Source organism: Halorientalis brevis, assembly GCF_042678165.1.
Lineage (GTDB): Archaea > Halobacteriota > Halobacteria > Halobacteriales > Haloarculaceae > Halorientalis > Halorientalis brevis.
In genome coordinates, this window is the sequence record NZ_JBHUDJ010000001.1 from 240572 (window position 1) to 265498 (window position 24927).

Here is a 24927-nt window from a genome sequence, read left to right on the forward strand (position 1 = left end):
GAACCCGTCAGCGAGTACGAACACCTGACGACGAAAAAGCGCCAGCGACAGGGGAACACGGAGCTGGCGCAGGTGACGGACGTCGCCGTCGGGACCCGGACGGTGGTCCTCACGGCCCGGTTCGACTGGCGTGCCGAGGCGGTCCGGTTTCGCTACGAGCTGAACGACGACCGGGACGTCCTCCAGCTCGAATCGCTCGCCGAGTCCGCAGGGTTCGCGTTCGAGCAGGTCGAGTTCCTCGAGGGCGAGACCGTCGAGGTCACCTACACCGGCGGCGAGTGGGTGCCGTCGGCGCACGCCGCCCACGTCGAGGGGAGTGGCTCGGCGGCCGAGACGTTCAGGACCGAACTGCGCCTGCTGGCGCGGGAACTCGCGCGACTGCCGAACCTGCCGCGCCGCGCCATCCGCGCGCTCCGGACGGCGACGACACAGCAGACGATCATCGGCGTCATCCTTGTCAAGAAAGTGCTCGTCCTGGTCCTGCTGGCGTGGTATCTCCTATAGTACCCCGGGAAGCAGACAGGAGCGTGGCATCGCGCTTTTGCCCGTCGACGGAGAAGGTACCGGTATGGCAGGTCCGGAGCGCGAAGACGCCGCCACACGTCGGGCGAAGTTAGCCGAAGCCATCACGGCTCATCGGCGGGCGGGCAGCCAATCGGCAGTGTACTTCGGTGCCGAAACCGACGACGAGTCGCCGGTCGTCGAGTACGTCGACCGCGAGATCACCGTCGAGGTCGGCGACGCCGAGCGCGACCGGTTGGACGCGCTGCTCGCGGACTTCCACGTGTTCAAGATCGCCCAGCCGGCGACCCGGAAAGCCCCCGCTGGCGAGATACACATTTCCGCGCTGGCGGACCCGAAACACACCGCGGACTTCGTCGACCGGCTGTTTCTGGACGTCTACGACTTCGAGGAGAGCTACGCGCTGGCGATCGTCGAACCGTAGCTATTCGAGCAGGGGCAGAACGATACCGAAGACGATGGGCGCCAGGAGCGCGACGAAGATGCCGAGGAACTCCATGTCGACGAAGAGCGTGTGTTCCCACCCGGGAAGCGGGCCGAAGTACGTGCTCCCGATCACGTCGGCCAGCAGGCCGGCCACGAACAGCGAGATGCCGATCAGGAAGCTGCGCTTGGTCCACGTGGGATAGTCGATCGATCGTGTGCGTGCCATTATCGGGTATCGGGACGACCGTTCGTTTAACCTTTTTGGGAGGTGCGCCGAGAACGGTAGGTTTTCATCGGTCGGTTTTCAACACCGCGACAGATGTATATCGTCATCGTCGGGGCGGGTGACATCGGGACGCCGCTCATCGAGATCGCGACGGCCGGCGGCAACGAAGTCGTCGTCATCGAACGCGATGCCGAGCGGGCCGAACGAGCGTCGAGACAGTACGACTGTCTCGTCATCAACGACGACGCGACGGTCAAAGAGACGCTGAAAGACGCCGGTTCCGACCGGGCAGACGCGCTCATCTCGACGACCGACCAGGACGCGACGAACATCATGGTCTGTTTGCTCGCACAGGAACTGGACGTGCCGGAAGTCGTCTCCGTCGTGCACAATCCCGAGCACATGAGCCTGTTCCGACAGATCGGCGTGAACACGATGGAGAACCCCCAAAGCCTCATCGCCGAGCACCTGTATCGGGCGGTCAAGCGCCCCTCCATCGTCGACTTCATGCGCATCGGTGAAGAGGCGGAAGTGTTCGAGATCAGCGTCAAGGAGAACGCACCTATCGTCGGGAAGACGCTCCAGGAGGCCAACGAAGAGGGGCTCGTCGGGGGCGAGACGCTGGTCGTCGCCATCGAGCGCAACGGCCGGGGCGAGCCGATAACGCCCCGCGGGAACGTTCGGATAGACGCCGGCGACCTGCTAACGGTTTACTCGGCGACGGGAGCGACGCCCGGCGTGACGGACGTCTTCGGCCATACCGAGGACCATAGCTGACATGTCGCGACGGAACGACGGCCTGCTCCCGACCGACCTCAGGATCATCGCCCGGGACATCGGGAAGCTCCTGTTGATGGAAGCCGGGCTGATGGTCATCACGGCAGCCATCGCCCTCGGGTTCCGGGAGTTCTACGCCGCGATGGCTTTTTTCCTCGCGGCGGGTGCGACCGCGTCCGTCGGCGGACTGGCCAATCGCGGGTTCGTGGACGCGCCGAATCCCCGGATGAAACACGGGATGGTCATCGCCGCCGGCGGGTGGTTCATGACCGCCGCCTTCGGCGCCATCCCGTTCTTTCTGACGGCCTGGCTGACCCCGCCAGCAGTCATGGACACGTTCGTCCCCGCGGGCATGGACACGAGCGCGTGGGAACCGATCAAAGTCGGCGGCACGACGACGCTGTCCAGTCTCGCGTACTTCCGGGACCCGCTGCACGCCTTCTTCGAGAGCATGAGCGGCTGGACCGGCAGCGGCCTGACGATGGCGATTCACGAGCCGTCGCTCCCCCGCTCGATCCAGTGGTGGCGCTCGTTCATCCAGTGGGTCGGCGGCGTCGGCGTGATCGTGCTCACAGTCTCGATCCTCTCCCGCCCGGGCAGCGGAAGTTACACGCTCTATCGGAGCGAAGCCCGCGAGGAGAAGATCCATCCCAGCGTCGTCTCGACGGTGCGGACGGTCTGGAAACTCGTCGTCGGGTACACGCTATTGTCGTTCGTGCTCCTGTTCGGCGCGATCCTGGCGAGCGACAGCGCGTACGCCCAGTCGCTCCCGCTGTGGGAGGCCGCCTGGCAGGCGCTCAACCACGCCATGACCGGCCTGACCACGGGCGGGTTCTCGGTCACGGACAACTCCATCGCGACCTACAACTCGCCGCTGGTCGAGACGGTTCTGCTCCCGATCATGATTCTGGGAGCCATCGCGTTTCCCGTTCACTACCTCCTCGTTCACGACAGACAGTTCGCTGAACTCCGCGAAGACCTCCAGACGCGGTGGCTGTTCGTCCTGCTCGCGCTCGGCGTCGTCGGCCTCTCGCTCCAGAACGCGCTGTCAGTCCCGGTCGCCAGCGACGCCTTCGCGACCCAGTCGTTCCTCCCGCAGTCGGTTCAGGTGCTGGGTCCCCAGGAGAGCGACGCGGTCCGGGACTCGACGTTCCAGTGGGTGAGCGCCCTCTCGTGTACTGGCTTCCAGTCGGCACCGATCGGTCGCTGGGTCGCTGGCGGCAAAGTGATGCTCGTCGGTGCGATGACGCTCGGCGGTGCCGCTGGGTCGACCGTCGGCGGCATCAAGATCATCCGCGGGTACACCATCGCCCGGGGGATCATCTGGCAGTTCTCGCGCGTGTTCCTGCCGAAGAACGCCGTCATCACCGCCCGCCTCGGGGACCGCACGCTCGACCGCGAGGAGATGGAACGGGAGTTCAGCGAAGCGGCGATCGTCACGATTCTGTGGATACTCCTCCTCATCGCGAGCAGTATCGTGCTTGCCAACGTCGCGCCAGGCTTCGGCTACGCCGACGCGCTGTTCGAGGTCGCCAGCGCCCAGGGCAACGTCGGCCTCTCCTCGGGCATCACCGGCCCGACGATGCACCCGCTCGCCGAAGCGATGTTCACGCTCAACATGTGGATCGGTCGCCTGGAGATCATTCCGGTGCTCGTCTTCGTTCGGTCAGCGATCTACGGGCTGGAACCCTGATCCGAGTGTCTCCAAGCGAGACCTGAGCGTCGGAGAAGCCCGCCGAAGCGGAACTACTGTTCGGCCTCTGGGATGGCAGTCGTCGGCTCCTCAGAATCGTCAGTCGTACGCGACCGGCCGGTGAGAGACCGATAGATGGGATACACGTAGTCCTCGACAGGACCGTGAACACCGCGCGGTCCGGCGAAGACGATTACTGGGACACCGGCCCCATCGGCCAGATCGATCACGCGATCAGGCGTGCTGCCGAATACCCACTTGCGGAGTCGCCGCGTCCGTGTGGCACCGATGAGGAGAATCCCACCGTTTTCGACGGCAGTATCGACCAGTCCCTGCGCGACGGTCGTCGCAGTGACGTTCTGAACGTTGACCGTTGGTGCGTCGGACAGTGCAGCCAGCGTCTCGTCCGACGTCTCCGCTCGTCCCCCGCCACCCTGGGGCGTGACGTTAATGACGTTTATTTCGACGCCACTCAGGCCGAGACGCTCGACGAGTGGGAGGGCAGCCTGATGATGCGGACCGCCGCCGGCACCGACGTTGACGACGTCGATGTTTGTCGGGTCGGTGAACCCGTCGACAAACATGACGGGACACGGTGTTTTGTACTCGACTTGCTCTGCGACGTCGGTGTGTTCTTCGGGATACCCCATCAGAATCTGGTCGGCGTCGGTGTTTCGAGCAGTCTGGACGATGTCGAACGCGACGTCCTGGCAGGTGTGGCCTTCCACTGTGTACTCGGCGTCGACGTCGACGTCGGCGAGCAGTTCTTCAATCCGACGAGTGCGCCCCACGGCGGTCTCCGTCACCGCCTCGAAGGGCGTTTGTTCGGGAACCCGCGTCACGTTCAAGACCTGTACGATCGGGTCGTCGGCCTGCAAATTCCCCAGGAGGGCGGCCAGTTGAGTATAGTGTTGGGCACGCTCCGGTCGAGCAACGGCAACGAGAATCCGATAGCGATCTTCGGTTTCCGGCTCGGCTCCCGTCGGTTGGGTCTCCCGGCCGGCACCCGGCTGTGACGGTGCCACGACTTCCTCGAACAGTTCGTCTACGTTCGGCGCGCCGCCCCAGACCAGATATCCGAGGAGGACGACGGCGTTGACTACCAGACCCACGATGACGCCTTTCACTGGCAAGTTGTAGATGAGCGCAACGTTGGCCAGGATGCCCAGGACGGGAACGTACGGGACGCCAGGCACCCGGAATCCCCGTTCAATGTCCGGATACCGCCTCCGGGAATAAATGAGTGCCACGTTGACTAGTGACAGCGGGAGCAGGAGGTTGAGCGTCGCGAACCCGGTGAGCACCGTCAGTCCCAGGTCGGTCAGCGTGAGCGCGCCGAACAGCGGGAACGGGACGGTCAGATCGAACGGAACCAGTCCGCCACCCTCGGCTGGAAACACACCGATGAACAGCAGGATGAGAACGACGATCGTGCCGGTCGCCGCCGTGACGCTCCAGTATGGCGTGTTGTAGCGGCGGTGGATGCGGGAGAACGGCCGGGGTGCCTGGCCCTGTCGGCCCATCAGCGACCCGATACCCGTAGCTGCGAGGATGCTCGCATTCGATGCGCTGACCATGCTGAAGATGGCACCGGCGACGATGAGCGACTGGCCGATCGGTCCCAGGAACGCCGACGCGACCCGACCCATCGCCGTCTCGCCTTCCTGGGCGATGATCTCCGCGGGAATCGGCGAGTTCACCATGGCGATGATGACGAACGCGTAGAGGACCGTCACGGTGAGAATGCTGGCGGCGATGGCTCGCGGGACGGTCTTGCGGGGTTCGATGATCTCGCCGGCGCTGGCGGCGATCGCCGAGAAGCCGAAGAAGGTGATGAACGCCAGCGCGGCGATGGTGACGATGCCGACCGCGTCAGTGGAGAACCCACCGGCGAAGGTCCCGACGGCCGTGGTCGGCCCCTCGAACGCGAACGCGCCGCCGACGAACGCGATCAGGACAGCCACTTTCGCCCCCGTGACGAGCAGTTGGAAGGTCCCGCTCTCCTCGGTGCCTCTCGCGTTCAGCCACCCGAGGAGGAGGACGGCCAGGATACCTGTCGTGCCGTGTGGAAGCCAGTGGAGCGACTCAGGGACGATAAACCGGAAGAACCACTCGTCCATCGTGGCCAGGTAGAAGGCCGTCGTGCCGGTGTACCCCAGGAACAGCATGGCGCCGATGGTGTACACCAGCGTCTCGTGTTCGAAGGTTCGCGACGAGAAGAGGTACCCACCACCGTTCTCCGAGTAGATCGAGGCGAACTCGGAGTAGGAGGCCGCTGTGATGCCGGCGACGACGGCCGCGATGACGAACGCGATGACGGCGCTGCTACCGATCTCTGCCACGGCAGTGCCAGACAGGGAAAAGATGCCCGCCGCGATCATCGTTCCGAGGCCGATTGCAAAGGCGATCTTGAATCCCAGTGTTCGCGTGTGCTCGACCATTAGCTAGCACACGCCACGCACACGCAAAAGTGGTCGGCCGCAGCTCGTCGTAGCCGTGTCAGGACCGCCAGTAGGCACTTGTCAGCAAGACTAGCACCGGGATGATCTCCAGGCGACCGATCCACATCAGAAACACCATGAACAGCTTCGAGGTCCGAGGAAAATCGAGATAGGAGTTCATCGGGCCGACCACGCCGAAGCCCGGCCCGACGTTCCCAAGCGTCGCCGCGACCGCACTCATCGCGTCGAACGCCGTGAGGTGGAAGTCAGAAACCCGAGTAGCGTCGATCAGGATGATGACCACCGCCACGAGGAAGATTGCCAGGTACAGCAGTGTGAACACGTAGATACCGCGGAGCGCCTGCTCGTCGAGCGCACGGCCACCGAGCCGAACTGGTCGAACGGCTTCCGGGTGGACCGTCGTGAACAGTTCCCGCCGGATGGACTTGATGATGACCAGCCACCGGACGATCTTGATGGCACCGCCGGTCGATCCGGCAGAACCGCCGATGAACATCCCGAACAGCAGCAGGTACTGGGTCACGCCGCTCCAGGTGTTGAAGTCCATGCTCGCGTAGCCGGTCGTCGTCACGATCGAGACGACCTGGAACGTGGCGTGCCGGAGCGCCGGCTCCCACTCACTGACGATCGGCGGGATCAGCTCCGGGACCATCGCCAGTCCTGCACCGGTGAACAACAGGACGGCGCCGACGGCACTCAGCGAACCCATGATGCCCAGGTAGAACCGGAACTCGCTGTCCTCGAACAGCACGCCGGGCTCGCCGGTGAGCGCTCGCCAGAACAGCGCGAAGTTCGTCCCTGCGACGATCATAAACGGGATGATGACCCACTGAACGGCCGCCGAGAACGCCTCGATACTCCGGGCCTCCGGGGAGAACCCCCCGGTCGGCATCGTCGTGAACGGGTGTGCGATGGCGTTGTACAGTCCCATGTTCGGGGCCAGTCCCGCGAGGTGGAGACCGTACAGGAGCAGGAACTGCAGGACGGTGAACCCAGCATACGCAAGCCAGAGCGCCCGCGCCGTCTCGGCGATCCGGGGCGTCAGCTTCTCGATGCCCGGACCCGGCGCTTCCGCGTCCATGAGCTGTGCGCCACCGACCGAGAGTTCCGGCAGAATGGCGACGGCGAGAACGACGATTCCCATGCCGCCGAGCCACTGAGTGAGTTGCCGCCACAGCAACAAGGCGTGGGAGTGGCGCTCCAGCGAGATGTCGCCCATGACGGTCGCGCCGGTGGTCGTGAACCCGGACATCGTCTCGAACAGCGCGTTGACCGGATAGCTAAGGGTCGAGGGGTCCTCACCGAGGTACCCCGACAGCAGGTACGGAAGCGTCGCGATGATCGGCACGAGCAGCCACGTGAGCGCAACCATGAGGAAGCCCTCGCGGGCGCCCAGGTCGGGGTCGGGGTCAAGCCGTTCGAGGAAGTATCCGATCACGACGACGGCCCCGATGGAGATGCCGAAGGCGACGACTCCTTCCCGGTAAACGAGTGCCGTGACGAGCGGGAGGAGGAGTGCGACCGAGAGGTACTTGATGACGGTGCCGACGAGACTCGTCGCCGCCCGCCAGTCGACACGGAGATGCATCGTCACAGTTTCGGCGTCGCCTCCTCGATCGCGTCGGCGTCGACGAACACGACGACGTGGTCGTCGACCTCGATGACAGTGTCACCGCGTGGTTTCACGAATTCACCGTTCCGCGTAATCGCGCCGATCACGACGCCGTCGGGGAGGTCGCCGACGGACTCACGGATCGGTTTCCCCGAGAGGACGCTCTCGCCGTCGACTTCGATCTCCATGACCTCGGCGCGATCGGACTCGATGAGTGCGACGTTCTCGGCGTGCTGTTCGCGAGTGAACCGCGTGATCTCCTCTGCCGTCGCCTCGCGCGGGTTGACCGCGACGTCGACGCCGACCTCCTCGAACAGATCGACGTACGCACCGTTGTCGACCACCGAAATTGCGCGGTTCGCCCCGAGTCGCTTCGCCAGCAGTCCGGACAACAGGCTCTTTTCGTCGTTGTCCAGTGCGGAGACGACCACGTCCACGTCGTCGACGTGCTCGCGTTCGAGGAACTCACGGTCGGTCGCATCGCTCTCCATGACGGTCGTCCCCGGGAGCTGCTCGGCGAGTTCCCGTGCCCGTTTCGGGTCCTGTTCGATCAAGCGTGGCTTGAGCCCCTGGTCTTCGAGCAGGCGGGCGATGTGATAGCCGATGTCACTACCGCCGTCGATGAGCACGTCGGTAACGGCCTCCGCATCAGGCGCGACAGCAGTGCCGAACTGACGGACGCTCTCGGGACTCCCGATGACGACGACCTCACTGTTCGGTTCGATGACCGTCTCACCGCGAGGGATGACGACTTCGTCGTCGCCGAGCAGGGCCGCGAACGTCAGCGATTCGAACCGATCAGCCTCTTGCACCGTCTGGTTGGCGACCGGGCTGTCGGGCGCGATGGTGAACTCGGCCATCTGGACGACTCCCTGCGCGAACGTATCGGCGTCTCGGGCGGCCGGGAGTCCGATGACGCGAACGACCGTCTGCGCGGTCAGGAGGTTCGTGCCGACCATGTGGTCGACGCCGAAGGCACCTTCGGCCTGTTGCCACGTGTTCAGGAACTTCGTACTCTTGACGCGGGCGATCGTAAAGGCATCACCGACGGTCTTTGCCGTCCCGCAGGTGACGATGTTCGTCTCGTCGTCGTCAGTACTGGCGATGAGCAGGTCCGCCTTCTCAATGCCCGCTTCTTTGAGCGTATCCACGGAAGCACCGTCGCCTTCGACGGCGAGGACGTCGATCGCGTAGGTCAGCGATTCCACGCGGTCGGGATCGATGTCGACGACCACGACTTCGTGACTGTCGGCAAGACTCGCCGCGATGGTCGACCCGACCTGGCCTGCACCGACGATAATTACGCGCACGGACGATCACCCGGCACAGGATTCATATCGCGGTGGTTCTGTCGGGGTGGGTAAGTGAATTTCCCTTCGGGCGGACCGGCGATTGCACCCAGACCTGTGTGAAGACATGTACGAGAACTTAAGTTCAGTCCGGACTCACCGACGGATATGAATCGTCACGCCGTCGCTGGATTCGGAACACTGGCCGAAGCGACCGGACACGGATACGTCTCTACACATGTCTGACCTGTTCGAGCGCGTGCTGCTCCCCGTCGCCAGCCGCGACGACGCCCGTTCCACTGCCCGCGCACTCGCCCCGTACGTCGGCGAGCACGTCGTCGCCGTCCACGTCGTCGAGAAGGCTGGCGGAGCACCGGACAAGGCCTCCGTCGAGCAACGCGAGGAGGAAGCCGAACGTATCTTCGAGATCGTCCACGAGGAGTTAGACGACGCCGTCGACGTCGACACCCGCATCGACTACGGGACCGACGTGGCCGAGACGATCTTCGCGGCCGCCGACGAGGAGAACGCGACGAGTGTCGTCTTCACGCCGCGGGGCGGCAGTCGATGGATGCGTCTGCTGACTGGCGACGTCGCACTCGACCTCATCACCAAGCGAGACCGACCGGTCGTCGTCCTGCCCGACGGTGATACGGAATGAGCGACGAGGAACTCGCCAAGGACCTGGGCCCGCTCGCGGCGCTGACCATCGGCGTCGGGACGATGATCGGTGCCGGAATCTTCGTGCTGCCCGGCGACGCCATCCAGAAATCCGGCTCGTTCGCCATCATCGCCTTCCTCATCGGCGGCGGGATTGCGCTGTTGACCGCGCTGTCGGCCAGCGAACTCGGGACCGCCATGCCGAAATCCGGCGGCGCCTACTACTACGTCAACCACGCGCTCGGCCCCCTGTTCGGCTCGATCGCCGGCTGGGCGAACTGGCTCGGGCTGGCCTTCGCTTCGGCATTCTACATGGTCGGCTTCGGCGAGTACATCCAGGACATCGTCGGTCTCGGCGACACGATCAGGTTCGGCGCTGTCGTCGTCGGCCTCGGAGAGCAGGTCGGCCTCGGCGCCACCATCGTGAGCATCGGTGAGACGATCGGCCTCGGCCCCATCGCGATGGACGCAGTGACGCTGCTGGCCCTCGTCGGTGGTGCGTTCTTCATCACCGTCAACTACGTCGGCGCGAAAGAGACCGGCCGGCTCCAGAACGTCATCGTCGTCATCCTGGTGGCGATCCTGACCGTCTTCACCATCGCCGGCGCGCTCCGGGCCGATCCGGCGAACCTGCCGACGGCCAAGGGGTACGGGCCGATGATGGTGACGACCGGGATCATCTTCGTCTCGTATCTCGGCTTCGTCCAGATCACGAGCGTCGCCGAGGAGATCAAAAACCCCGGGAAGAACCTTCCCCGGGCGGTCATCGGGAGCGTCGTCCTCGTGACTGCCATCTACGCGCTCGTGCTGGTCGCGATGAGTGCCGCCGTCGAGCAGGGCTTTATCGCGGCTGAACAGGCTGCCGGGAACATCGTCGTCGTTTCGGCCGCCAGCGAGCTTCTGGGACCGATCGGTGCCGTCTCGATGCTGTTCGGCGGACTGCTGGCGACGGCGTCCTCCGCGAACGCGTCGATCCTCGCGTCCTCACGGATCAACTTCGCCATGGGCCGCGACAGGCTCATCACGCCGGCGCTGAACAACATTCACCCCCGATTCGCGACGCCGTACCGATCGATCGCGGTGACCGGCGGGCTCATCCTGTTTTTCATCCTGGCGGCGAACGCCATCGGCGGGAACGCCATCGTCTCGCTGTCCAGCACGGCGAGTTTCCTGCACCTGGTCATCTACGGGCTGCTCAATATCGCACTCATCGTGATGCGGACGGCCGATCCGAGCGAGTACGAACCAGACTACCGGGTGCCCCTGTACCCGATCACCCCCATTCTGGGCGCGATTTCCTCGTTTGCCCTGATCTACTTCATCGACGCGACGATCCTCCAGCTCGGGTTCGCACTCGTCGGCGCGGCCATCTTGTGGTACTTCGTGTACGCCCGCTCGCGCGCGGAGAAACAGGGCATCCTCGGCGAGTACATCCAGGAGCGCTCCGAAACGATGCCCGATTCGGCCGTCGCAGCCGCCAGCGGCGTCGAACCCGACGGGGGAACGTACCGCGTGATGGTCCCGCTGGCGAATCCCGAAAACGAGAAAGAACTGATCACGCTCGCCAGTGCCGTAGCCAAAGAGCGGAACGGGAGCGTCCTCGCAACCCACATCGTCACCGTCCCCGACCAGACGTCGCTGGCGTACGGTGCCGAACACGTCGACGAGATCGACGGCCAGTCCGAAGAACTGCTGGCAGCCGCCAAGGACGACGCCGAAACGTTCGACGTGCCGGTCGAGACCCAGACCATCGTTTCGCACCGCTCGTTCGAGGAGATCTTCAGTGCCGCCCGGACCCACGACGCCGACCTCGTCGTCATGGGATGGGGTCCCGACGCCCACGGGTCGCCCGGCCGCGCCGAGTCCGCCATCGACGAACTCGCACACGACCTCCCCTGCGATTTCCTCGTGCTGAAGGACCGCGGCTTCGACGCCTCGAACATCCTCGTCCCGACGGCCGGCGGTCCGGACTCGGACCTGAGCGCGGCCATCGCCAAGACGCTCCAGGCCGAGTTCGACAGCGAGGTCACGCTCCTGCACGTCGCCGACGACCAGGCGGAAGGCGAGACGTTCCTCAGCCAGTGGGCGGCCGACCACAGTATCGGCGACGCCCGGCTGCGCGTCGAGACCGGCGACGTCGAGACGGCGATCGAAACCGCCGCCGAAGACGCCTCCCTGCTCATCATCGGCGCGACCGAGGAAGGGCTGCTCTCGCGACTCGTCCGCGGTGCGCTCGTCCTCGACGTGATCGACGACGTCGAGTGTTCGGTGCTGCTCGCCGAGAAGAAACGCAATCGGTCGCTGCTCGAACGGCTGATCGGGTGACCAGTCGCGCGCAGTCGCTGTTTGCTACGGTCTCCACACCGGGTCTCGTGACGTTCGTTCAGGGGTCAGTTCGACGTGCGTCCGCGCTGGAACCGTCCGTCGCGTTCGCATGTGACGAGCAGCGTCGTGATCACCCGGTCGGCAGTGGCAGGAGGTGCGTCCGTCGGGAACTCGATTCGGTCGATGAACTGCCTGTCCGTCGGCGTAAGTCGTGACTGGAACGCGCCCCCGTCGGCCTCGGTGGTGACGAGCCCAGCGTCGAAGGCGATCTGCCGCTCGGCTTCGAGTCCGGGGCCGTACACCGGCCCGTCGTCGACCTCGTACGTTTCGTACGGCGGCCCATCCGACGACGGGGCACGCAGACGACCGCCGAGGGAGATGGCGACTGCCCCAGCCGTGAGCACGGCTCGCCGTGTCGGGCCCACGTGCTGATGACCGCGGGAGACGTGATCAGGTGGTTGGAAATGAAAACGGGTGTGTCGCGTTAGTCGCTGCCGAAGACCTGGCGCACCATCGGTACTGGTCGTGGTGTTCGAACGCAACGCCACTCGGTGGAACGCTCAGCACGTTGAATCACCGCGCTGGTCGATCGACATTGCCCCGATTGCTCCGATGATCCGTACTCAGCTGAAAGGGTTGTCCGCCGTATCCAGTCGGGTGATGTCTTCGATCACGTCGAAGTCATCGTCGAACGAATAGAGATACTCGATGTCTGCTCGCTCCATGTACGCAACGATGGTTGCATCACCGAACGCGAACCCATCGTAGGTTTCAAAAAGTTCCACGGCACGGTAGAAATCCTTCTGTGCTGAATGCACCAACTCGAAGCCCGCTGAGTCGGAGAGGCGATTGCGGAGGTCGACCGCAATATCGTGGCGTTGCCGCTCGTGAATCCAGTTCAAGGATTCCAAAAGCACGTAATTCGTGACGCGGGCGGTCGGAAGGTCACCCCTATCGATGGCGTAGACGATTTCTTCCGCCTGTTCGTGCCGGGCATCCGAACTCGTGTCCTTGTAGTCGATGAGAACGTTGGAATCGAGGACGGCAACCGCCATTCAGGCATCCTCAGGGAACGCCGGATCATCCTCGTTCCCGGTGAGATCGTGCGTTTCGAGGCCATCGCCACCCATCGAAGCCTTCAGATCGTCGTCTTCGAACGCACCGTAGCGCTGTCGAACGATTTCAATGGAGAGATTTCCCTCCTCGTCGGTATCCCAGCGAAGCTTATCGCCCGCCTCGATGTCGAGCCGTCGACGTAGCGCCGCCGGGATCGTGACCATCCCCCGCTCACTTACTTTCGTCTCTTCGGGAGTGTCCTCAGTTGCCATACTCACACGTATAGGCCCTCGCGCAATACATGTTGCGCCACATGCAACCAACCAGTGATGGTCAGTTTGGTACTATAGTATAATTGGCACCGCATCCGCTACGTCAGATGGGCACAGCTAACCGGTTCGATGCCCCGCAAAAAAATAGAGAAGTTGTATTTAATCTGAGCCGAAGACCTGGCGCATCATGGGGTGCATCTCCATGAGCTGTTCTTCGGCGATCTCCTCGTAGAGCTTGTAGGTGATCGAGACTGTCAGCAGCAGGCCGGTCCCACCGACGTTGCCGATGGTCCCGAGCATGTTCGCTGCGACGGCGAGCAGTCCCACGAGCGCACCGCCGATGACGGTGACCTGCGGGATGTACCGTTCGAGCACCTTCTCGATCACGCCGGGGTTCTGCCGGAAGCCCGGGATCTGCATCCCAGAGCCGTGAATCTGCTGGGCAGTCGCCTCCGGCCCCATGTCGGTGGTTTCGACCCAGAAGATCGCGAAGATCGCGCCGCCGATGACCATGAACGTCAGGTCGATCAGCACGCGAATCGCGATCATCCAGGGTTCGGCCGTCGTCTGGCCGAGCCACCACATCCACTGGCCCGGTGACTGGATCGGCGCGAGGAAGTAGAACAACCCGCCGACGGGCTGCCCACTCGAGTACACGCCGAGCCAGCCCGGCATGTTCGCCATCTGGGCGTTCAGGATGCGTCCCAGGAACTGGACGTTGGCCTGCAGCGCGCGGACGAGAATCATCGGCAGGACGCTGGCGTAGATGAGCTTGACCGGGAAGCGGCCACGCGCACCTTTCACCCGCGAGTTGCTGAGCGGAATCTCGACGCGGACGCTCTCGGCGTACACGACGACCACGAAGATGAGGACCGTCGTGAACAGCGAGATGATCCCGTACTGGGAGTTGAACAGCGCCTGCTGGAGGCCACCGCCGAACAGCGGCCCGATCTGGAGGTCCCCCATGGCGATGGCGATCCACGCCGGGATGAACCCGATCGTCTGACCGCCGATCTGCGGAACCGTGAAGAGACCGCCCACCAGCGACTGGCTGATGCCGGCGATGATGAACAGACCCACACCGGAGCCGACGCCCCACTTCGAGACGACCTCGTCCATGAACAGGATGAGGATCCCTCCGACGAAGATCTGCGCGAACATCAACCACTTGACGCCGAGCGCCCCGATGCCAAGCTGGTTGGCGACCGTCGGGCTCGCCGGAAGGAAGTTCCCGGCAAACACCATCGGCAGGCCGGTCAGGCAGATCATCACGATCACCAGGAACTTCTGGAGGCCCTGGTACAGAATCTGATCGCGCGGATTGTTCTGGGTGTCGAGCCCCAGCAGGTCCGCGCCACCCAGCAGCTGCAGCACGATGGACGCGGTAACGATCGGTCCGATACCGAGCTGCAGGATGGTACCTCTGCCGCCAGCCAGGATCGAGCGGAAGCGTCCGAAGACGTCTCCGGCGCCACCAGTTCCCAGCCCGTACAGGTAGACGTTCGTCAGGAAGAAATACAGCACCAGGATACCGGCAGTCCAGGCTAGCTTGCGCTTGAAGGGGACGTGTCCCTCCGGCCGACGGACTGACGGCATCCGGGTGAGTACCGGTTCAGCGGTCTCTTTCCAACCCATGCTACGCGGCCTCTTCTGACTCCTCGTCCGTAGATGTATCGGCTTCCATCTCGGCCTGGCGCTCCTCACCGCGTTCGGTCAGTTCCGCCTCTCCGCCGGCCGATTCGAGCAGTTCCGCGGCGCTGTCGGAGAAGTCGTCGGCGACGACGACCAGTTCGTTACGTACCTGGCCGCCACCGAGGACCTTCACGACGTCGACCGCGTGCCCGTCCTCGACGACGTCGCGCGCGTCGATGCGGTAGCCGCCGTCCGTCTCCTCGGCGACGCCGTCCGCAGCGAGCAGCGCAGCGTCCTCGTCGAGTTCGCGGACGTCGATCTCCGCAACCGATTCCTGGAGCTTCTGGGGCCGCTTGAAGCCGGATTTCCCGAGCGGTTCGTGGTTGTGGAACTCGTGTTTGTCCCGACCAGCGTTCCCACGGCCACCTCGGTGGCCTGCGCCACGTCGGTTCTTGTGCGTGCCGCCACCGTGCGTGCGTGATCCACGCTGTCGTCGTTTCTTACTCGTCATTGTTATCGCATCGCTGTGAGGAGCTCGTCGATCTCCTCGGTCGTGTGTTTGCCGAGCTGCCCACCCGCCTGGGTCGGCTGTTTGAGCCCGTCGTGTCCACCACGCGGCGGGTGCAGCCGGAGGACCGGTGCGAGTCCCTGCTCGCGCAGCGTCGTCTCTTCGGAAAGCAGTCCGAAGGCCAGCGCCTCGATGTCGTCGAACTCGGTGTTCTCGGCGACCCACTCGTCGTCGACGTCGGCGTCGCCTTCCAGGGGCTCTGCGCGCGTGCGCAGCAGCGTCTCCACCGTTGCCTGGCTCGGCTCGCCGTGTGCGACGTAGTCGTTGACCTTCGTGATCATCCCGCGGTAGGCGTCCGTATCGGGCACCAGCGTGCAGTGGTTCACGTCGTGGACGTTGAGCATCTTCAGCGTGTCGTGCACGTCCTGTGCCATGTTGACGTCACCGCGAAGCTGAACGAGCGCTTTCATTACTCGATCACCTCACGCTTTTCCATCGTCCGCTCTGGCACGCGTGCCTCGGCGGTACGTTTGAGTGCGTTGAACGTCGCCTTCGCGAAGTTGACCGTCGTCCGGGTGTTCCCCGAACTGCGCGTCCAGATGTCCTCGATCCCAGCGAGTTCGAGGACGTGCCGGACGGTCTCTCCGCCCGCCAGTCCGAGCCCACGCGGGGCTGGCTGGAGTTCGACCTCGACGCTGCCCGCTTTGCCGGTCGTACGAAGTGCGACGGTGTGGGGTCGCCCACAGCCACACTCCCAGGACCCGCAGCCGCGGGAGACGTTGATGAGGTTCAGTTTGCCGACTTCGATCGCTTTCTGGATCGCACCACCGACCTGGTCGTCACGCCCCTCGGCGTAGCCGACGAGGCCGTCGCGGTTGCCCACGACGACGACGCACCGGAACTTCACCCGGCGCCCGGAGTCGGTCATGCGCTGGACCATGTTGATGTCCAGCACTTCGTCTTCGAGGTCGGGGACCAGCTGGTCGACGACCTCCGGTTCCTTCAGCGGCAGGCCGGAGTTCAGCGCTTCCTCCATCGAGTCGATCTCGCCGTCGCGGACCTTCCGGCCGAGCCGCGTGCGCGGTTCCCATCCGTTGTTGCTCATAGTTCAGCCTCCATCAGTGTCTCTCGCACGTCGTTGAAGTGCGATGGTAGCTCTGTGGCGTCGAAATCGCCCGAATACAGCTCGTCGTCGAGCTGTTCGGCGTACTCAGCGATGTGCTCGCCGCTGGTGCGCTCCCAGTCTGCCAGCACGCTGTCGTTGTGGGGGATCTCGAGCCCGGCGTCGATTGCGCCTTCCTGTACTGCGAATACTTTACTGCCCGGTGTCGCCGTGTTGAGCCCGATGTCGAGCACAGCCTCCTCGAGGCCGGCGGCGAGCGCGCGCTTGCCTGCGAGCAGCCCCGTGAGATACGCGGCCGAGATGTTCCCGGTGGGAGCCTCCCAGCCGAACTCGTCGAGGTCGCTCGAATGTGCGCTCGCAACGGTCTCGTCGCCCTGTGGGCCAGTGACGATCAGCTGCGCCGTAGTATGCTGGTTGCTCTTGCGAGCGACCAGCCGGGGTTTCCCGGATTTCAGCAGGCGCAACCTCTGATGGTAATCAGTCCGGGCCTCGCGGCGACGCCGCATCGGCACCTTGTATCGTGGTCCTGTTGCCATGATTAGTTACCTCCGTACTGTTCGTCGATGTAGCGTTGCATGTCCGCGACGCTGTCGAACTCGCCACCGCCGGCCTGATCGTACAGTTCGCGGTACTCGGATTTCGACAGGTCGCCCTCGTCGCGCATCTCCCGCAGCGTCCGCCGCTGGGCGCGGATGCGACTCTGCCAGTCTTCTTTCTTGTTCTGTCGACCGCCCGCCTTCCCGCGGCGGGTCCCGGCACCCTTCTGGTGCCCGTAGGAACGCTTCTGCTGGCGCTCTCGCGCACGACCGCGCGAGTTGCCCTTGGCGTCCTCCGATCGGATGACACCCTGATCGACCAGTTCGCGAACGTCCTCGCGAGTGATCGCGTCGGCGATTTCGCCCTGCTCCTCGGGGTCGAACCAGACTTTGTTCTTCCCGACGTCGAGGATGTCCGCTGCGAGTCGCTTCTGTGCACTCAGGTCAGTCATTCTTCGACCTCCACTTCGACGTAGGTCGGGTTCAGGACGCGAATGTCCTGTTCCTCGGCCTGCTCTTCGATGGTCTCGCGCTTGCGCGCGCCGACCTTCGAGGCGATACGTACCGCCTGCGTGTCACCGTCGACGCCGTCGAGGTCGTCCGCGTTGTGGACGCGCACTTCCTCGAACCCGCTCGGGTGACGGCCGCGCACGGCTTCCGGTCGGCGGTAGCCCGCTTCGACCTTCGGACCTTTGCCCTTGACACCGCGGCGCTGCTTCGAGAGCCCGCCGCGTGGTCGACGCCACGACGTGGGCGTGCGCTTTTTCTTGTGGTAGTCCTGGCGGTTGAACTGCGGGTTCCCCTCGGCCTTGCGGGCGTTGAGGAGCCGCTGTTCGTCCTCGGACAGGTCCGGCGTCTTCTCGGTCAGGCCGCGCGCCTGGAGCTCCGTTTCGATTTCCTCGGCCTCCTCGGCCTCGGGCTCCTCGGGCGCTTCCTCTTCGACCTCTGCCTCTGCTTCTTCCTGGACCTCGAGACCGCCGACGTCCGCTTTGATACGGGCCGCCAGTGCGTTCCCGACACCGTCGATTTCTGCCAGTTCGTCCTGGCTCGCACCGCGCACGTCGTCGACCGTCTCGTAGCCGGCCTCGCGCAGCGAGTCTGCCTTGGAGTCACCGACACCGCTGATGTCCGTCAGGTCCTCGAATTCTTGTTCTTCGTCTGCCATCAGGCCTCACCTCGGTTCGGTTTCTGCGTGATGTAGACGCCGTCCTGGAACACCCGGATGTCCTTGTCCGTGACGCGGGTGAGCTGTTCGATGTCGGCGGCAGTCTGCCCGACGGCCTCGATGTCCGAGCCCGTCAGGGTGATCTCCTCGCCGTCGACGTCGACCTCGGTGTCCCCGTGGATTGTGGTCCGCCGGGGCGCTTTCTCACCCAGGAAGTTCTCGATGACGACGTCGCCGTCCTCGACGCGCACCTTCATCGGGAAGTGAGAGTAGAAGACTTCCATCTCGTACTCCCAACCGTCCGTCACGCCGTGGAACATGTTCCTGACGTGGCTCTCGAAGGTGCCGATGGTCGAGTTCGTTTTGGCGTCTGTCTCTTCGCTCTCGATGACGACCTGCCCGTCCGCGACGGACACGTCGATGTCCGGATACCAGAGGCGGCGCGTAACCGTTCCGTTGGGACCCTCGACCGACAGGTCGAGATGGTCCATTTCGGCTGTCACGTCCTCCGGAATGTCGAGTTCTACTCGGTTCATTGTTAGTACACGTACGCGATCACCTGGCCACCGACGCCCTCCTCGCGGGCCTCGTAGTGGCTCATGATTCCGTGGCTGGTGGTCACGACGAGCGTCCCGTAGTCACGGGCCGGGAGGAACCGCTTCTCCCACTGCTCGAACTCGTCTGCGCCCGCACTGTAGCGGGGCTTGACCGGACCACATTCGTTGATCGCTCCTTTCAGTTCGACCTCGAACTTGCCAGCTTTGCCGTCGTCGACGAAGCTGAAGCCGTCGATGTACCCGCGGTCGTAGAAGACCTCGAGCACGCTACCGATCTCGTTCGAGGCGGGCTGTACCGTCTGTTCCAGATGCCCGACACTCTCGGCGTTGTTAAGCCCCGACAGTGCGTTGGCCAGTGGATCGTTCCCTGTCATGAGTACTTCTTGAAGCCCATGCCGCGTGCAATCTCTCGGAAGCACTGCCGGCAGAGGAAGATGTCGTACTTGCCGACAAGCCCCTGCTCGCGCCCGCAGCGCTGGCAGGAACGGAGCTGCTCCGTTCGCTTTGCCGTCTGCTCTCCGGTCGGGTCACGCTCGGCCTCCTCGGTGGCTGCCTCGGCGTCGGCGTCTTCTCGTTCACTTTCGCTCATTCGTTCACCTCCACGTCGAAGGTCGACTCGACGAACGCGACTGCGTCGTCAGGATTGAGTCGATGGTTCGACGGAATCGGCCGTGAGGCCTTGTCGCGCTTGGCCACGCGATAGCCGGGACGCACCATGTTGACGGTGACGTCCAGCCCGTAGATTCCGATGTTCGGGTCGTACTCCTGGCTCGGGAAGTCGGTGTGTTCCTCGACGCCGAAGCTGAAGTTGCCCGTGTCGTCGAACTGCTTGGCGTCGAGTTCGACCAGCGGGAGCGCCGTCTGGAGGAACTCCTCGGCGTCGTCGCCGCGGAGCGTGACCTTCGTCCCGATGGGATCACCCTGGCGGATGTTGAACTCGCCGACCGTCTCCTTGGCCGTGGTTCGCACCGACTGCTGTTCGGTGATCTCCTCGATGATGTCCTCGGCGTTCCCCAGTTCGCGACCACCCTGGCCGATTCCCATGTGGACGACGACCTTCTCGATGCGCGGTTCGCGCATCTCGTGGAAGTCAGCACTGGCGTCGCTGTCGGAGCTCATTCGTCATCACCCGTGAAGTTCTCGTCGATGACGACGACGTACTCTTCGACCGTCTCGAAGCCCTCGCCGTCGTCCTGCTCGACGATCACGTTGTTCGAGGAACTGCCAGGCGTGACCTGGATCTCCTCGATCGTGCCGATCTCGCCCGCGTGTGCCCCGTCGACTGCCGTGACGAGCGCACCCTCTTCGTAGGCGAAGTGTGCGACGATCTCGTCGCCCTCGTTGGCGACGACGATGGAGTCGTTGCCACCGTACTCGCTGGCGTCTTCGACGACGAGGGTCTCGCCGTCGTGGAGCGTCAGCTGCACGTCGCCACCGGTGACGTGCTGTTTGTTGACGATCTTCCCGAGCTTGGAGTCGGCCGCGTCCGCGTCGATGGCGGTCAGCGCCAGCCGACCACCGTCGCCGGGGAACACGCGGTAGTACTCGTCGCGCTCGGTGAAGGCCATGATGTCGAACATTCCGACCGGACGCTCCTCGTCGGAGACCGCTTTCCCGTTGATCAGGACGTTGTCCTGGTTCAGCGCGTAGCGCGCCTCCTTGCGGTTGTCGACGTAGCCGAGCACGTCCCGGAGGACGATGAGCAGGGGCACCCCTGCCTCGCCGTGGGGACCGGCGTCGGCTTTGACGGTGAACGTCTCGGTCTTGCGTTCGACCGGCCAGCTTTTCGGTACCGAGAGTCGTTTCTGATGCTTCGTCATGCGCTATCCTCCTCAGATTCGAGTCGTTCCGTGCGTACCTCGTCCTCTAAGTTCAGGTCGGTCACGCGAAGGTTGCTGGAGTCGAGCGGGCGCGGCACTTCCTCGCCGTCCGCTTTCTCCAGCGTGACGTCTTCCACGTGGATGACGCCCTCGCGCAGGTCGACGGCGATCACTTCGCCGGACTCGCCAGCGAAGTCACCGCGCATGACCTCGACCGTGTCGCCCTGGTTGACGCGCACGTTGCGCTGGCCGTACTCCTCGCGGAGGTCGTCGGCCAGCGTCGCGCGAACCTGCGAGTGCTTCTCGTGAAGCGGGGCGCGCTCGGTCTGGGTACGCTGTTTGGATGGTTGTCGTGTCATACTAGACGATCATTGTGGCCGTGCTTGCGATTGCTCCGAACCGCTCTGCGACCTCCCGCGCGATGGGACCCTTGATCTCGGTCCCGCGGGCTTCCTCGTTCTCGTCGATGATGACCGCCGCGTTGTCCTCGTATTTGACGCGCGTGCCGTCCGGCCGGCGGATCGGTTTCCGCTGGCGGATGATCACGGCTTCGAGCACCTGGCGGCGCATCTCCGGCGTGCCCTTGGTGACCGAGACGGTCACCTTGTCGCCGAGGCCTGCCTTCGGGTGTCGGTTCTTCGTCCCGGAGTAGCCCGAGATCGAGATGACCTTCACCTCGCGTGCGCCGGTGTTGTCGGCACACGTCAGCAGCGAGCCCTTCTCGAGGCCCTGCGTGACGTCAGCACCGAGTGCTTCCATCAGTCGTCACCTCCGGCCTGGGCAGTCGTCGTGACGTCAGCTTCCGCCAGCTGTTCCACGACGACGTGGCTTTTCGTCTTCGAGAGCGGTCGTGTCTCTGCGATACGAACCGTGTCGCCTTCCTGCAGATCGATGCAAGGGGGAGCGTGTGCGGGCACCCGGGACCGGCGTTTCATCAGCCGGTTGTATTTGGGTACCTTCACGTCGTACTCCCGCTCGACGATTACGGTCTTGTCCATGTCTGTGGAGGCAACCTCTCCTTCGAGCGTCTGTCCGCGCACACCGAGTGTGCCGTGGAACGGACAGTTCTCGTCGGAACAGGTTTCCTCCGGCTCTGGTACGTTAAGTCCTAGCGCCATTTCGAATCACCTGTTCGTTCCGTGCGTCTGGCCGGCCGCGCGACGAGTCGCTCGCCCTCGACGGTCACTGTCTCACGGCTCTCGCCGTTCGACTGTGTCGAGGCGCTTCGCGCCTCGCTCTGCCCGTCAGGCGTACTGAACTCGAACGTCGCGTCGGCCTTCGGCACCTGCCACACCCGCTCCACGCCGGACACAGTCGCCGCTATCGAAAGCGTCCGCGTCGTCTCCATGACGACCTCGCCGGCGACGCCGACGAGGTCCGGATTCGACGCGGCGGCCACCCGAACCGGGAGGCCGATGAGTTCGTGTCGCGGCAGTGTTGCGGATGTCAGTGGCATTGTTCTATTCCTCTGCGTCCGCGAAGTCGCCTTCCTCGTTCTGAATCGTCTTGATTCGGGCGATCGCTTTGCGGATCTCCTTGATGCGCCCCGGATTCTCCGGCGCGCCACCTGCGGCCTGAACGGCGTTGGCGTTCAGCAGCTCCGTCTCGAGGTCCTCCAGTTCTGCCTCCCGTTCGGGCGGCGTCATGTCTCGGATTTCCTCAGTGTGGAGGATCGTCATTCGTCGTCACCCTCCTCGTCTCGCGGCTCGTCGCCGCTCGATTCCGCGGACTCCTCGTCCGCGCTTTCCATCTCCTCGACGAGTTCCTCGGCTTCCGCCTCGGTCTCCTCGTCGACTTCCGACTCGATGGCCTCGTCGAGTTCGTCGATGTCGACGTCCTCGGGCTCCTCGTCCGGAACCTCGACGTCTTCCTCCTCGACGATCTCCTCTTCGACGACGTCCTCGTCAGCCTCGTCGGCTGCCTCGGCCGCCTCGCCTTCCGGCGGGGCACCGAGTTCGGGTTCGCCTTCGGCGGCTTCGCCTTCCTCGGGCTCGCCTTCGAGCAGTTCCTCGACGCCTTCCTCGGAGACGTCCGCGACGTACTCCTCGACGTCGGCGTCTTCGTAGATCTGGAAGTCGTCGGGGAGCTGGGCGTTCGGCGGGATGATCTTGACGTCGACGCCGATGGTGCCGAGCTTCATGACCGCGACGCCCTGGCCGTGGTCGACGATCTCCTCTGCGGGCTCACCGTTGTGCTTGATGTAGCCACGGTTGAACTTCTCCACGCGCGAGCGTGCGCCCGTGACTTTCCCGCTGAGGACGATCTCCGCACCGAGCGCGCCGGCTTCCATGATCCGGTCGATCGTGGTGTGACCGGCTTTGCGGAAGTACCAGCCGCGCTCGAGCGCGTTCGCCAGGCGGTCGGCGACGATCCGAGCGTTCAGGTCCGGCTCTTCGACTTCCTGCACGTCGATCTGCGGGTCTTCGAGGTCGAACCGCTCTTCGAGTTCCGTCGTGACCTTCCGGATGTTCTTCCCGCCCTTGCCGATGACCATCCCTGGCTTCTCGGCTTTCAGGACGATCTGGGTGCCCATCGGGGTCTTGGCGACGTCCATGCCGCCGTAGCCCGCGCGACCGAGTTCGTCTGCGAAGAACTCGTCGATCTGGGTCCGCTGAAGGCCGTCCTCGATGAACTGATGTTCGTCAGCCATTATTCCTCAGCCTCCTCGAGGATCAGTTCGACGTCGACTTCCGGGGAGTTCCACGCGGTCGCCCGCCCCATCGCGCGGGGCTTGCGGCCGGGGCTCTCGCCGACCTTGTGGGCAGCGACGTGCAGAATCTCCATGGATTCGCCGTCGAAGCCCTGGTTGTCGGCGTTCCCGATCGCGTTCTCGAGCAGGTCCTGGAAGGCCTCGCTGGCCTTCTCGGGGAACCGGCCGGCGTCCCAGCCCTCGATGTCCTTGCGGTGGCCGACGCCCGAGTTGTGAGATTTGAAGGGGACCGACTGCTTGCCCTCGATGACGTCGTCGAGGTACGCGACTGCGTCGCTGGCAGTCATGCCCTTGATCTCCCGGGCGATGGCCTTACTGTGCTTGTGGCTCATCTGCCGTTCCCGAAGCATGGCTTTCGCCGTCGTGTCCGGGTCCGGGTCGATTGAGTAGCTGATTCCCATGTGTTACTTGAGTGGTACGAACTTCGAGGAGCGAGTCGCACCGATACCGGCCTGACCGTGTTCGACGCTCGTCCGCGTGAGCTGGAACTCGCCCAGGTAGTGACCGAGCATCTCCGGCTCGACCTTGACGCGCTCGAAGTCCTGGCCGTTGTGAACCGCGAACGTGAGATCGACCATCACCGGCAGCACCGGCATGTCGCGCAGGTGCGTGCGGATCGGATCGTTGGCCGTCTCCTCTTCGCCGGCCTCGCGGGCCTCCTCGAGCAGCTTCTGCTGTTCGACGGTCAGGCCGCGCTCGATACTTCGCCGCTGTCGAGCGGGGAGCAGTTCCGCGACTTCCTCGATGTCCATCGCCTGCAACTCGTCTAGCGTGTGGCCACGGAAGGAGAACTCACCCTCGTGACCGATCTGGTACTCCGAACTCATTCGTTACCACCCTTCCCGCCGCGGCCGGTCTTCCGGGAGCTGATGTCCCCGACCTTCCGGCCCGGCGGCGCGTTCCGCGAGATGGACTTCGGCTTGCCTGGGTGCTGGCGGCCGCCACCACCGAACGGGTGGTCGACGGCGTTCATCGCCACACCACGAACGTTCGGCCACTTCGTCCCGCGGGCTTTCATCTTGTGGTACTTGTTCCCGGCTTTGACCATCGGCTTCTCCGTCCGACCGCCACCGGCGACCACGCCGATCGTGGCCCGGCAGTCCGGATCGAGCCGCTTGATCTCGCCCGAGGGCAGCTTCACGACCGCGACGTTGCGGTCGTGGGTGAGCAGCTGGGCAGAGACGCCCGACGCACGGGCAAACTTCCCACCGTCACCGGGGTTTGCCTCGACGTTACAGACCGGGACCCCTTCCGGAATCTCGGCCAGCGGCATCGTGTTGCCCGGCGCGATCTCCGCGGAGATACCGACCTGGATCTCGTCGCCCAGACCGATCCCTTCGGGAGCGAGCACGAGGCGCTGGTCGCCGTCCTCGAACTCGATGGCCGCGACGGGTGCGCTGCGGGCCGGGTCGTGTTCGATGTCCACGACCGTCCCGGACACGAGGTCCGCGTCTTCGACTTTGCGATGCGACAGGTCCGCCTTGTAGCGGTGCGACGGGGCCCGGAACGTCGGACCACCGCGACCGCGTCGTTGTCCCTGAATTCGTCGTCCCATG

General features: G+C 64.4%; 34 protein-coding genes. 6 read left to right on the plus strand and 28 right to left on the minus strand.

Features of this window, described 5'->3' with window-relative positions; translation table 11 throughout:
• Together ACFR9U_RS01265 and ACFR9U_RS01270 are read left to right on the plus strand one after the other, a co-directional pair.
• Window positions 1–504 (plus strand): hypothetical protein (locus ACFR9U_RS01265; RefSeq protein ID WP_379813618.1); only part of this gene is annotated, 504 nt, incomplete at its 5' end.
• A gap of 64 nt (window positions 505–568) precedes the next feature.
• On the plus strand, window positions 569–946 hold the full coding sequence (locus ACFR9U_RS01270; RefSeq protein WP_247377500.1) for a hypothetical protein: 378 nt from the start codon (window positions 569–571) through the stop codon (window positions 944–946).
• Here ACFR9U_RS01270 and ACFR9U_RS01275 read toward each other — a convergent pair whose 3' ends face one another.
• Window positions 947–1174: a DUF7860 family protein gene (locus ACFR9U_RS01275; RefSeq protein ID WP_247377498.1), complete on the minus strand. Its 228-nt coding sequence runs from the start codon at window positions 1172–1174 to the stop codon at window positions 947–949.
• Between the two features lie 93 nt (window positions 1175–1267).
• Here ACFR9U_RS01275 and ACFR9U_RS01280 point away from each other — a divergent pair, with 93 nt between their 5' ends.
• Both ACFR9U_RS01280 and ACFR9U_RS01285 read left to right on the plus strand, forming a co-directional pair.
• Window positions 1268–1951, plus strand: coding sequence for a potassium channel family protein (locus ACFR9U_RS01280; RefSeq protein WP_247377496.1), 684 nt, complete (start codon window positions 1268–1270; stop codon window positions 1949–1951).
• A 1-nt stretch (window position 1952) separates the two neighbouring features.
• Entirely contained in the window at window positions 1953–3644 is a 1692-nt protein-coding gene (locus ACFR9U_RS01285; RefSeq protein WP_247377493.1) for a potassium transporter TrkG, read from the plus strand.
• Window positions 3645–3697: 53 nt separating this feature from the next.
• On the opposite strand, the gene ACFR9U_RS01290 is transcribed toward ACFR9U_RS01285, so the two are convergent.
• From ACFR9U_RS01290 to trkA, 3 genes are read right to left on the minus strand one after another with little or no spacing between them, the layout of a single operon-like run.
• Window positions 3698–6085, minus strand: coding sequence for an amino acid permease (locus ACFR9U_RS01290; protein WP_247377491.1), 2388 nt, complete (start codon window positions 6083–6085; stop codon window positions 3698–3700).
• A 58-nt stretch (window positions 6086–6143) separates the two neighbouring features.
• Window positions 6144–7694, minus strand: a complete 1551-nt coding sequence (locus ACFR9U_RS01295) for a TrkH family potassium uptake protein (protein ID WP_247377489.1) — start codon at window positions 7692–7694, stop codon at window positions 6144–6146.
• A 2-nt stretch (window positions 7695–7696) separates the two neighbouring features.
• Window positions 7697–9028: a Trk system potassium transporter TrkA gene (gene trkA / locus ACFR9U_RS01300; protein WP_247377487.1), complete on the minus strand. Its 1332-nt coding sequence runs from the start codon at window positions 9026–9028 to the stop codon at window positions 7697–7699.
• 217 nt (window positions 9029–9245) lie between these two features.
• On the opposite strand from trkA, the gene ACFR9U_RS01305 reads away from it, so the two are divergent.
• Window positions 9246–9668: a universal stress protein gene (locus tag ACFR9U_RS01305; RefSeq protein WP_247377485.1), complete on the plus strand. Its 423-nt coding sequence runs from the start codon at window positions 9246–9248 to the stop codon at window positions 9666–9668.
• Window positions 9665–11992, plus strand: coding sequence for an amino acid permease (locus ACFR9U_RS01310; protein WP_247377483.1), 2328 nt, complete (start codon window positions 9665–9667; stop codon window positions 11990–11992). The genes ACFR9U_RS01305 and ACFR9U_RS01310 overlap by 4 nt, the downstream gene beginning before the upstream one ends.
• 65 nt (window positions 11993–12057) lie before the next feature.
• Here ACFR9U_RS01310 and ACFR9U_RS01315 read toward each other — a convergent pair whose 3' ends face one another.
• The 24 genes from ACFR9U_RS01315 to ACFR9U_RS01430 form a co-directional block, all read right to left on the minus strand.
• Window positions 12058–12417, minus strand: a complete 360-nt coding sequence (locus ACFR9U_RS01315; protein ID WP_247377481.1) for a hypothetical protein — start codon at window positions 12415–12417, stop codon at window positions 12058–12060.
• A 198-nt stretch (window positions 12418–12615) separates the two neighbouring features.
• Window positions 12616–13047 (minus strand): type II toxin-antitoxin system VapC family toxin, encoded by a 432-nt coding sequence (locus tag ACFR9U_RS01320; RefSeq protein ID WP_247377479.1) that lies wholly within the window; start codon window positions 13045–13047, stop codon window positions 12616–12618.
• Entirely contained in the window at window positions 13048–13320 is a 273-nt protein-coding gene (locus tag ACFR9U_RS01325) for an AbrB/MazE/SpoVT family DNA-binding domain-containing protein (protein ID WP_247377477.1), read from the minus strand. It abuts the gene before it with no gap.
• Between the two features lie 159 nt (window positions 13321–13479).
• Window positions 13480–14955, minus strand: coding sequence for a preprotein translocase subunit SecY (gene secY, locus ACFR9U_RS01330; protein WP_247377475.1), 1476 nt, complete (start codon window positions 14953–14955; stop codon window positions 13480–13482).
• A gap of 1 nt (window position 14956) precedes the next feature.
• Entirely contained in the window at window positions 14957–15463 is a 507-nt protein-coding gene (locus ACFR9U_RS01335) for an uL15m family ribosomal protein (RefSeq protein WP_247377473.1), read from the minus strand.
• Between the two features lie 2 nt (window positions 15464–15465).
• On the minus strand, window positions 15466–15930 hold the full coding sequence (gene rpmD, locus ACFR9U_RS01340) for a 50S ribosomal protein L30 (protein WP_247377471.1): 465 nt from the start codon (window positions 15928–15930) through the stop codon (window positions 15466–15468).
• On the minus strand, window positions 15930–16565 hold the full coding sequence (locus ACFR9U_RS01345; protein WP_247377469.1) for a 30S ribosomal protein S5: 636 nt from the start codon (window positions 16563–16565) through the stop codon (window positions 15930–15932). Before ACFR9U_RS01345 ends, rpmD begins: the two co-directional genes overlap by 1 nt.
• Entirely contained in the window at window positions 16562–17119 is a 558-nt protein-coding gene (locus ACFR9U_RS01350) for a 50S ribosomal protein L18 (protein ID WP_247377466.1), read from the minus strand. Before ACFR9U_RS01350 ends, ACFR9U_RS01345 begins: the two co-directional genes overlap by 4 nt.
• Window positions 17120–17121: 2 nt before the next feature.
• Entirely contained in the window at window positions 17122–17571 is a 450-nt protein-coding gene (locus tag ACFR9U_RS01355) for a 50S ribosomal protein L19e (protein ID WP_247377464.1), read from the minus strand.
• Window positions 17568–18284 (minus strand): 50S ribosomal protein L32e, encoded by a 717-nt coding sequence (locus tag ACFR9U_RS01360; RefSeq protein ID WP_247377462.1) that lies wholly within the window; start codon window positions 18282–18284, stop codon window positions 17568–17570. Before ACFR9U_RS01360 ends, ACFR9U_RS01355 begins: the two co-directional genes overlap by 4 nt.
• Window positions 18284–18820, minus strand: a complete 537-nt coding sequence (locus ACFR9U_RS01365; protein ID WP_247377459.1) for a 50S ribosomal protein L6 — start codon at window positions 18818–18820, stop codon at window positions 18284–18286. The genes ACFR9U_RS01360 and ACFR9U_RS01365 overlap by 1 nt, the downstream gene beginning before the upstream one ends.
• A 2-nt stretch (window positions 18821–18822) precedes the next feature.
• On the minus strand, window positions 18823–19215 hold the full coding sequence (locus ACFR9U_RS01370; protein ID WP_247377457.1) for a 30S ribosomal protein S8: 393 nt from the start codon (window positions 19213–19215) through the stop codon (window positions 18823–18825).
• On the minus strand, window positions 19212–19430 hold the full coding sequence (locus ACFR9U_RS01375; RefSeq protein WP_247377455.1) for a 30S ribosomal protein S14: 219 nt from the start codon (window positions 19428–19430) through the stop codon (window positions 19212–19214). The genes ACFR9U_RS01370 and ACFR9U_RS01375 overlap by 4 nt, the downstream gene beginning before the upstream one ends.
• Window positions 19427–19960 (minus strand): 50S ribosomal protein L5, encoded by a 534-nt coding sequence (locus ACFR9U_RS01380; RefSeq protein WP_247377453.1) that lies wholly within the window; start codon window positions 19958–19960, stop codon window positions 19427–19429. The genes ACFR9U_RS01375 and ACFR9U_RS01380 overlap by 4 nt, the downstream gene beginning before the upstream one ends.
• Window positions 19957–20661 (minus strand): 30S ribosomal protein S4e, encoded by a 705-nt coding sequence (locus ACFR9U_RS01385; protein ID WP_247377451.1) that lies wholly within the window; start codon window positions 20659–20661, stop codon window positions 19957–19959. Before ACFR9U_RS01385 ends, ACFR9U_RS01380 begins: the two co-directional genes overlap by 4 nt.
• Window positions 20658–21020 (minus strand): 50S ribosomal protein L24, encoded by a 363-nt coding sequence (gene rplX / locus ACFR9U_RS01390; RefSeq protein ID WP_247377448.1) that lies wholly within the window; start codon window positions 21018–21020, stop codon window positions 20658–20660. Before rplX ends, ACFR9U_RS01385 begins: the two co-directional genes overlap by 4 nt.
• Before the next feature lies 1 nt (window position 21021).
• On the minus strand, window positions 21022–21420 hold the full coding sequence (locus tag ACFR9U_RS01395; RefSeq protein ID WP_247377446.1) for a 50S ribosomal protein L14: 399 nt from the start codon (window positions 21418–21420) through the stop codon (window positions 21022–21024).
• Window positions 21420–21779 (minus strand): 30S ribosomal protein S17, encoded by a 360-nt coding sequence (locus ACFR9U_RS01400; RefSeq protein ID WP_247377444.1) that lies wholly within the window; start codon window positions 21777–21779, stop codon window positions 21420–21422. Before ACFR9U_RS01400 ends, ACFR9U_RS01395 begins: the two co-directional genes overlap by 1 nt.
• Window positions 21770–22117: a ribonuclease P protein component 1 gene (locus ACFR9U_RS01405; protein ID WP_247377442.1), complete on the minus strand. Its 348-nt coding sequence runs from the start codon at window positions 22115–22117 to the stop codon at window positions 21770–21772. Before ACFR9U_RS01405 ends, ACFR9U_RS01400 begins: the two co-directional genes overlap by 10 nt.
• 4 nt (window positions 22118–22121) lie before the next feature.
• Window positions 22122–22340: a 50S ribosomal protein L29 gene (gene rpmC, locus ACFR9U_RS01410; protein WP_247377441.1), complete on the minus strand. Its 219-nt coding sequence runs from the start codon at window positions 22338–22340 to the stop codon at window positions 22122–22124.
• Window positions 22337–23311: a 30S ribosomal protein S3 gene (locus ACFR9U_RS01415; protein WP_247377439.1), complete on the minus strand. Its 975-nt coding sequence runs from the start codon at window positions 23309–23311 to the stop codon at window positions 22337–22339. Before ACFR9U_RS01415 ends, rpmC begins: the two co-directional genes overlap by 4 nt.
• Window positions 23311–23772, minus strand: a complete 462-nt coding sequence (locus tag ACFR9U_RS01420) for a 50S ribosomal protein L22 (protein WP_247377437.1) — start codon at window positions 23770–23772, stop codon at window positions 23311–23313. Before ACFR9U_RS01420 ends, ACFR9U_RS01415 begins: the two co-directional genes overlap by 1 nt.
• A gap of 3 nt (window positions 23773–23775) precedes the next feature.
• Entirely contained in the window at window positions 23776–24198 is a 423-nt protein-coding gene (locus ACFR9U_RS01425; protein WP_247377434.1) for a 30S ribosomal protein S19, read from the minus strand.
• Window positions 24195–24926 (minus strand): 50S ribosomal protein L2, encoded by a 732-nt coding sequence (locus tag ACFR9U_RS01430; RefSeq protein ID WP_247377432.1) that lies wholly within the window; start codon window positions 24924–24926, stop codon window positions 24195–24197. The genes ACFR9U_RS01425 and ACFR9U_RS01430 overlap by 4 nt, the downstream gene beginning before the upstream one ends.
• Between the last annotated feature and the right edge of the window lies 1 nt (window position 24927).

Excerpts from the sequence above, each read along its gene's own strand:
- ACFR9U_RS01270 (WP_247377500.1), top strand. The coding sequence starts at position 569 with ATGGCAGGTCCGGAGCGCGAAGACGCCGCCACACGTCGGGCGAAGTTA.
- ACFR9U_RS01275 (WP_247377498.1), bottom strand. The coding sequence starts at position 1,174 with ATGGCACGCACACGATCGATCGACTATCCCACGTGGACCAAGCGCAGC.
- ACFR9U_RS01280 (WP_247377496.1), top strand. The coding sequence starts at position 1,268 with ATGTATATCGTCATCGTCGGGGCGGGTGACATCGGGACGCCGCTCATC.
- ACFR9U_RS01285 (WP_247377493.1), top strand. The coding sequence starts at position 1,953 with ATGTCGCGACGGAACGACGGCCTGCTCCCGACCGACCTCAGGATCATC.
- ACFR9U_RS01290 (WP_247377491.1), bottom strand. The coding sequence starts at position 6,085 with ATGGTCGAGCACACGCGAACACTGGGATTCAAGATCGCCTTTGCAATC.
- ACFR9U_RS01295 (WP_247377489.1), bottom strand. The coding sequence starts at position 7,694 with ATGCATCTCCGTGTCGACTGGCGGGCGGCGACGAGTCTCGTCGGCACC.
- ACFR9U_RS01305 (WP_247377485.1), top strand. The coding sequence starts at position 9,246 with ATGTCTGACCTGTTCGAGCGCGTGCTGCTCCCCGTCGCCAGCCGCGAC.
- ACFR9U_RS01310 (WP_247377483.1), top strand. The coding sequence starts at position 9,665 with ATGAGCGACGAGGAACTCGCCAAGGACCTGGGCCCGCTCGCGGCGCTG.
- ACFR9U_RS01320 (WP_247377479.1), bottom strand. The coding sequence starts at position 13,047 with ATGGCGGTTGCCGTCCTCGATTCCAACGTTCTCATCGACTACAAGGAC.
- ACFR9U_RS01325 (WP_247377477.1), bottom strand. The coding sequence starts at position 13,320 with ATGGCAACTGAGGACACTCCCGAAGAGACGAAAGTAAGTGAGCGGGGG.
- secY (WP_247377475.1), bottom strand. The coding sequence starts at position 14,955 with ATGGGTTGGAAAGAGACCGCTGAACCGGTACTCACCCGGATGCCGTCA.
- ACFR9U_RS01335 (WP_247377473.1), bottom strand. The coding sequence starts at position 15,463 with ATGACGAGTAAGAAACGACGACAGCGTGGATCACGCACGCACGGTGGC.
- rpmD (WP_247377471.1), bottom strand. The coding sequence starts at position 15,930 with ATGAAAGCGCTCGTTCAGCTTCGCGGTGACGTCAACATGGCACAGGAC.
- ACFR9U_RS01345 (WP_247377469.1), bottom strand. The coding sequence starts at position 16,565 with ATGAGCAACAACGGATGGGAACCGCGCACGCGGCTCGGCCGGAAGGTC.
- ACFR9U_RS01350 (WP_247377466.1), bottom strand. The coding sequence starts at position 17,119 with ATGGCAACAGGACCACGATACAAGGTGCCGATGCGGCGTCGCCGCGAG.
- ACFR9U_RS01355 (WP_247377464.1), bottom strand. The coding sequence starts at position 17,571 with ATGACTGACCTGAGTGCACAGAAGCGACTCGCAGCGGACATCCTCGAC.
- ACFR9U_RS01360 (WP_247377462.1), bottom strand. The coding sequence starts at position 18,284 with ATGGCAGACGAAGAACAAGAATTCGAGGACCTGACGGACATCAGCGGT.
- ACFR9U_RS01365 (WP_247377459.1), bottom strand. The coding sequence starts at position 18,820 with ATGAACCGAGTAGAACTCGACATTCCGGAGGACGTGACAGCCGAAATG.
- ACFR9U_RS01370 (WP_247377457.1), bottom strand. The coding sequence starts at position 19,215 with ATGACAGGGAACGATCCACTGGCCAACGCACTGTCGGGGCTTAACAAC.
- ACFR9U_RS01375 (WP_247377455.1), bottom strand. The coding sequence starts at position 19,430 with ATGAGCGAAAGTGAACGAGAAGACGCCGACGCCGAGGCAGCCACCGAG.
- ACFR9U_RS01380 (WP_247377453.1), bottom strand. The coding sequence starts at position 19,960 with ATGAGCTCCGACAGCGACGCCAGTGCTGACTTCCACGAGATGCGCGAA.
- ACFR9U_RS01385 (WP_247377451.1), bottom strand. The coding sequence starts at position 20,661 with ATGACGAAGCATCAGAAACGACTCTCGGTACCGAAAAGCTGGCCGGTC.
- rplX (WP_247377448.1), bottom strand. The coding sequence starts at position 21,020 with ATGACACGACAACCATCCAAACAGCGTACCCAGACCGAGCGCGCCCCG.
- ACFR9U_RS01395 (WP_247377446.1), bottom strand. The coding sequence starts at position 21,420 with ATGGAAGCACTCGGTGCTGACGTCACGCAGGGCCTCGAGAAGGGCTCG.
- ACFR9U_RS01400 (WP_247377444.1), bottom strand. The coding sequence starts at position 21,779 with ATGGCGCTAGGACTTAACGTACCAGAGCCGGAGGAAACCTGTTCCGAC.
- ACFR9U_RS01405 (WP_247377442.1), bottom strand. The coding sequence starts at position 22,117 with ATGCCACTGACATCCGCAACACTGCCGCGACACGAACTCATCGGCCTC.
- rpmC (WP_247377441.1), bottom strand. The coding sequence starts at position 22,340 with ATGACGATCCTCCACACTGAGGAAATCCGAGACATGACGCCGCCCGAA.
- ACFR9U_RS01415 (WP_247377439.1), bottom strand. The coding sequence starts at position 23,311 with ATGGCTGACGAACATCAGTTCATCGAGGACGGCCTTCAGCGGACCCAG.
- ACFR9U_RS01420 (WP_247377437.1), bottom strand. The coding sequence starts at position 23,772 with ATGGGAATCAGCTACTCAATCGACCCGGACCCGGACACGACGGCGAAA.
- ACFR9U_RS01425 (WP_247377434.1), bottom strand. The coding sequence starts at position 24,198 with ATGAGTTCGGAGTACCAGATCGGTCACGAGGGTGAGTTCTCCTTCCGT.
- ACFR9U_RS01430 (WP_247377432.1), bottom strand. The coding sequence starts at position 24,926 with ATGGGACGACGAATTCAGGGACAACGACGCGGTCGCGGTGGTCCGACG.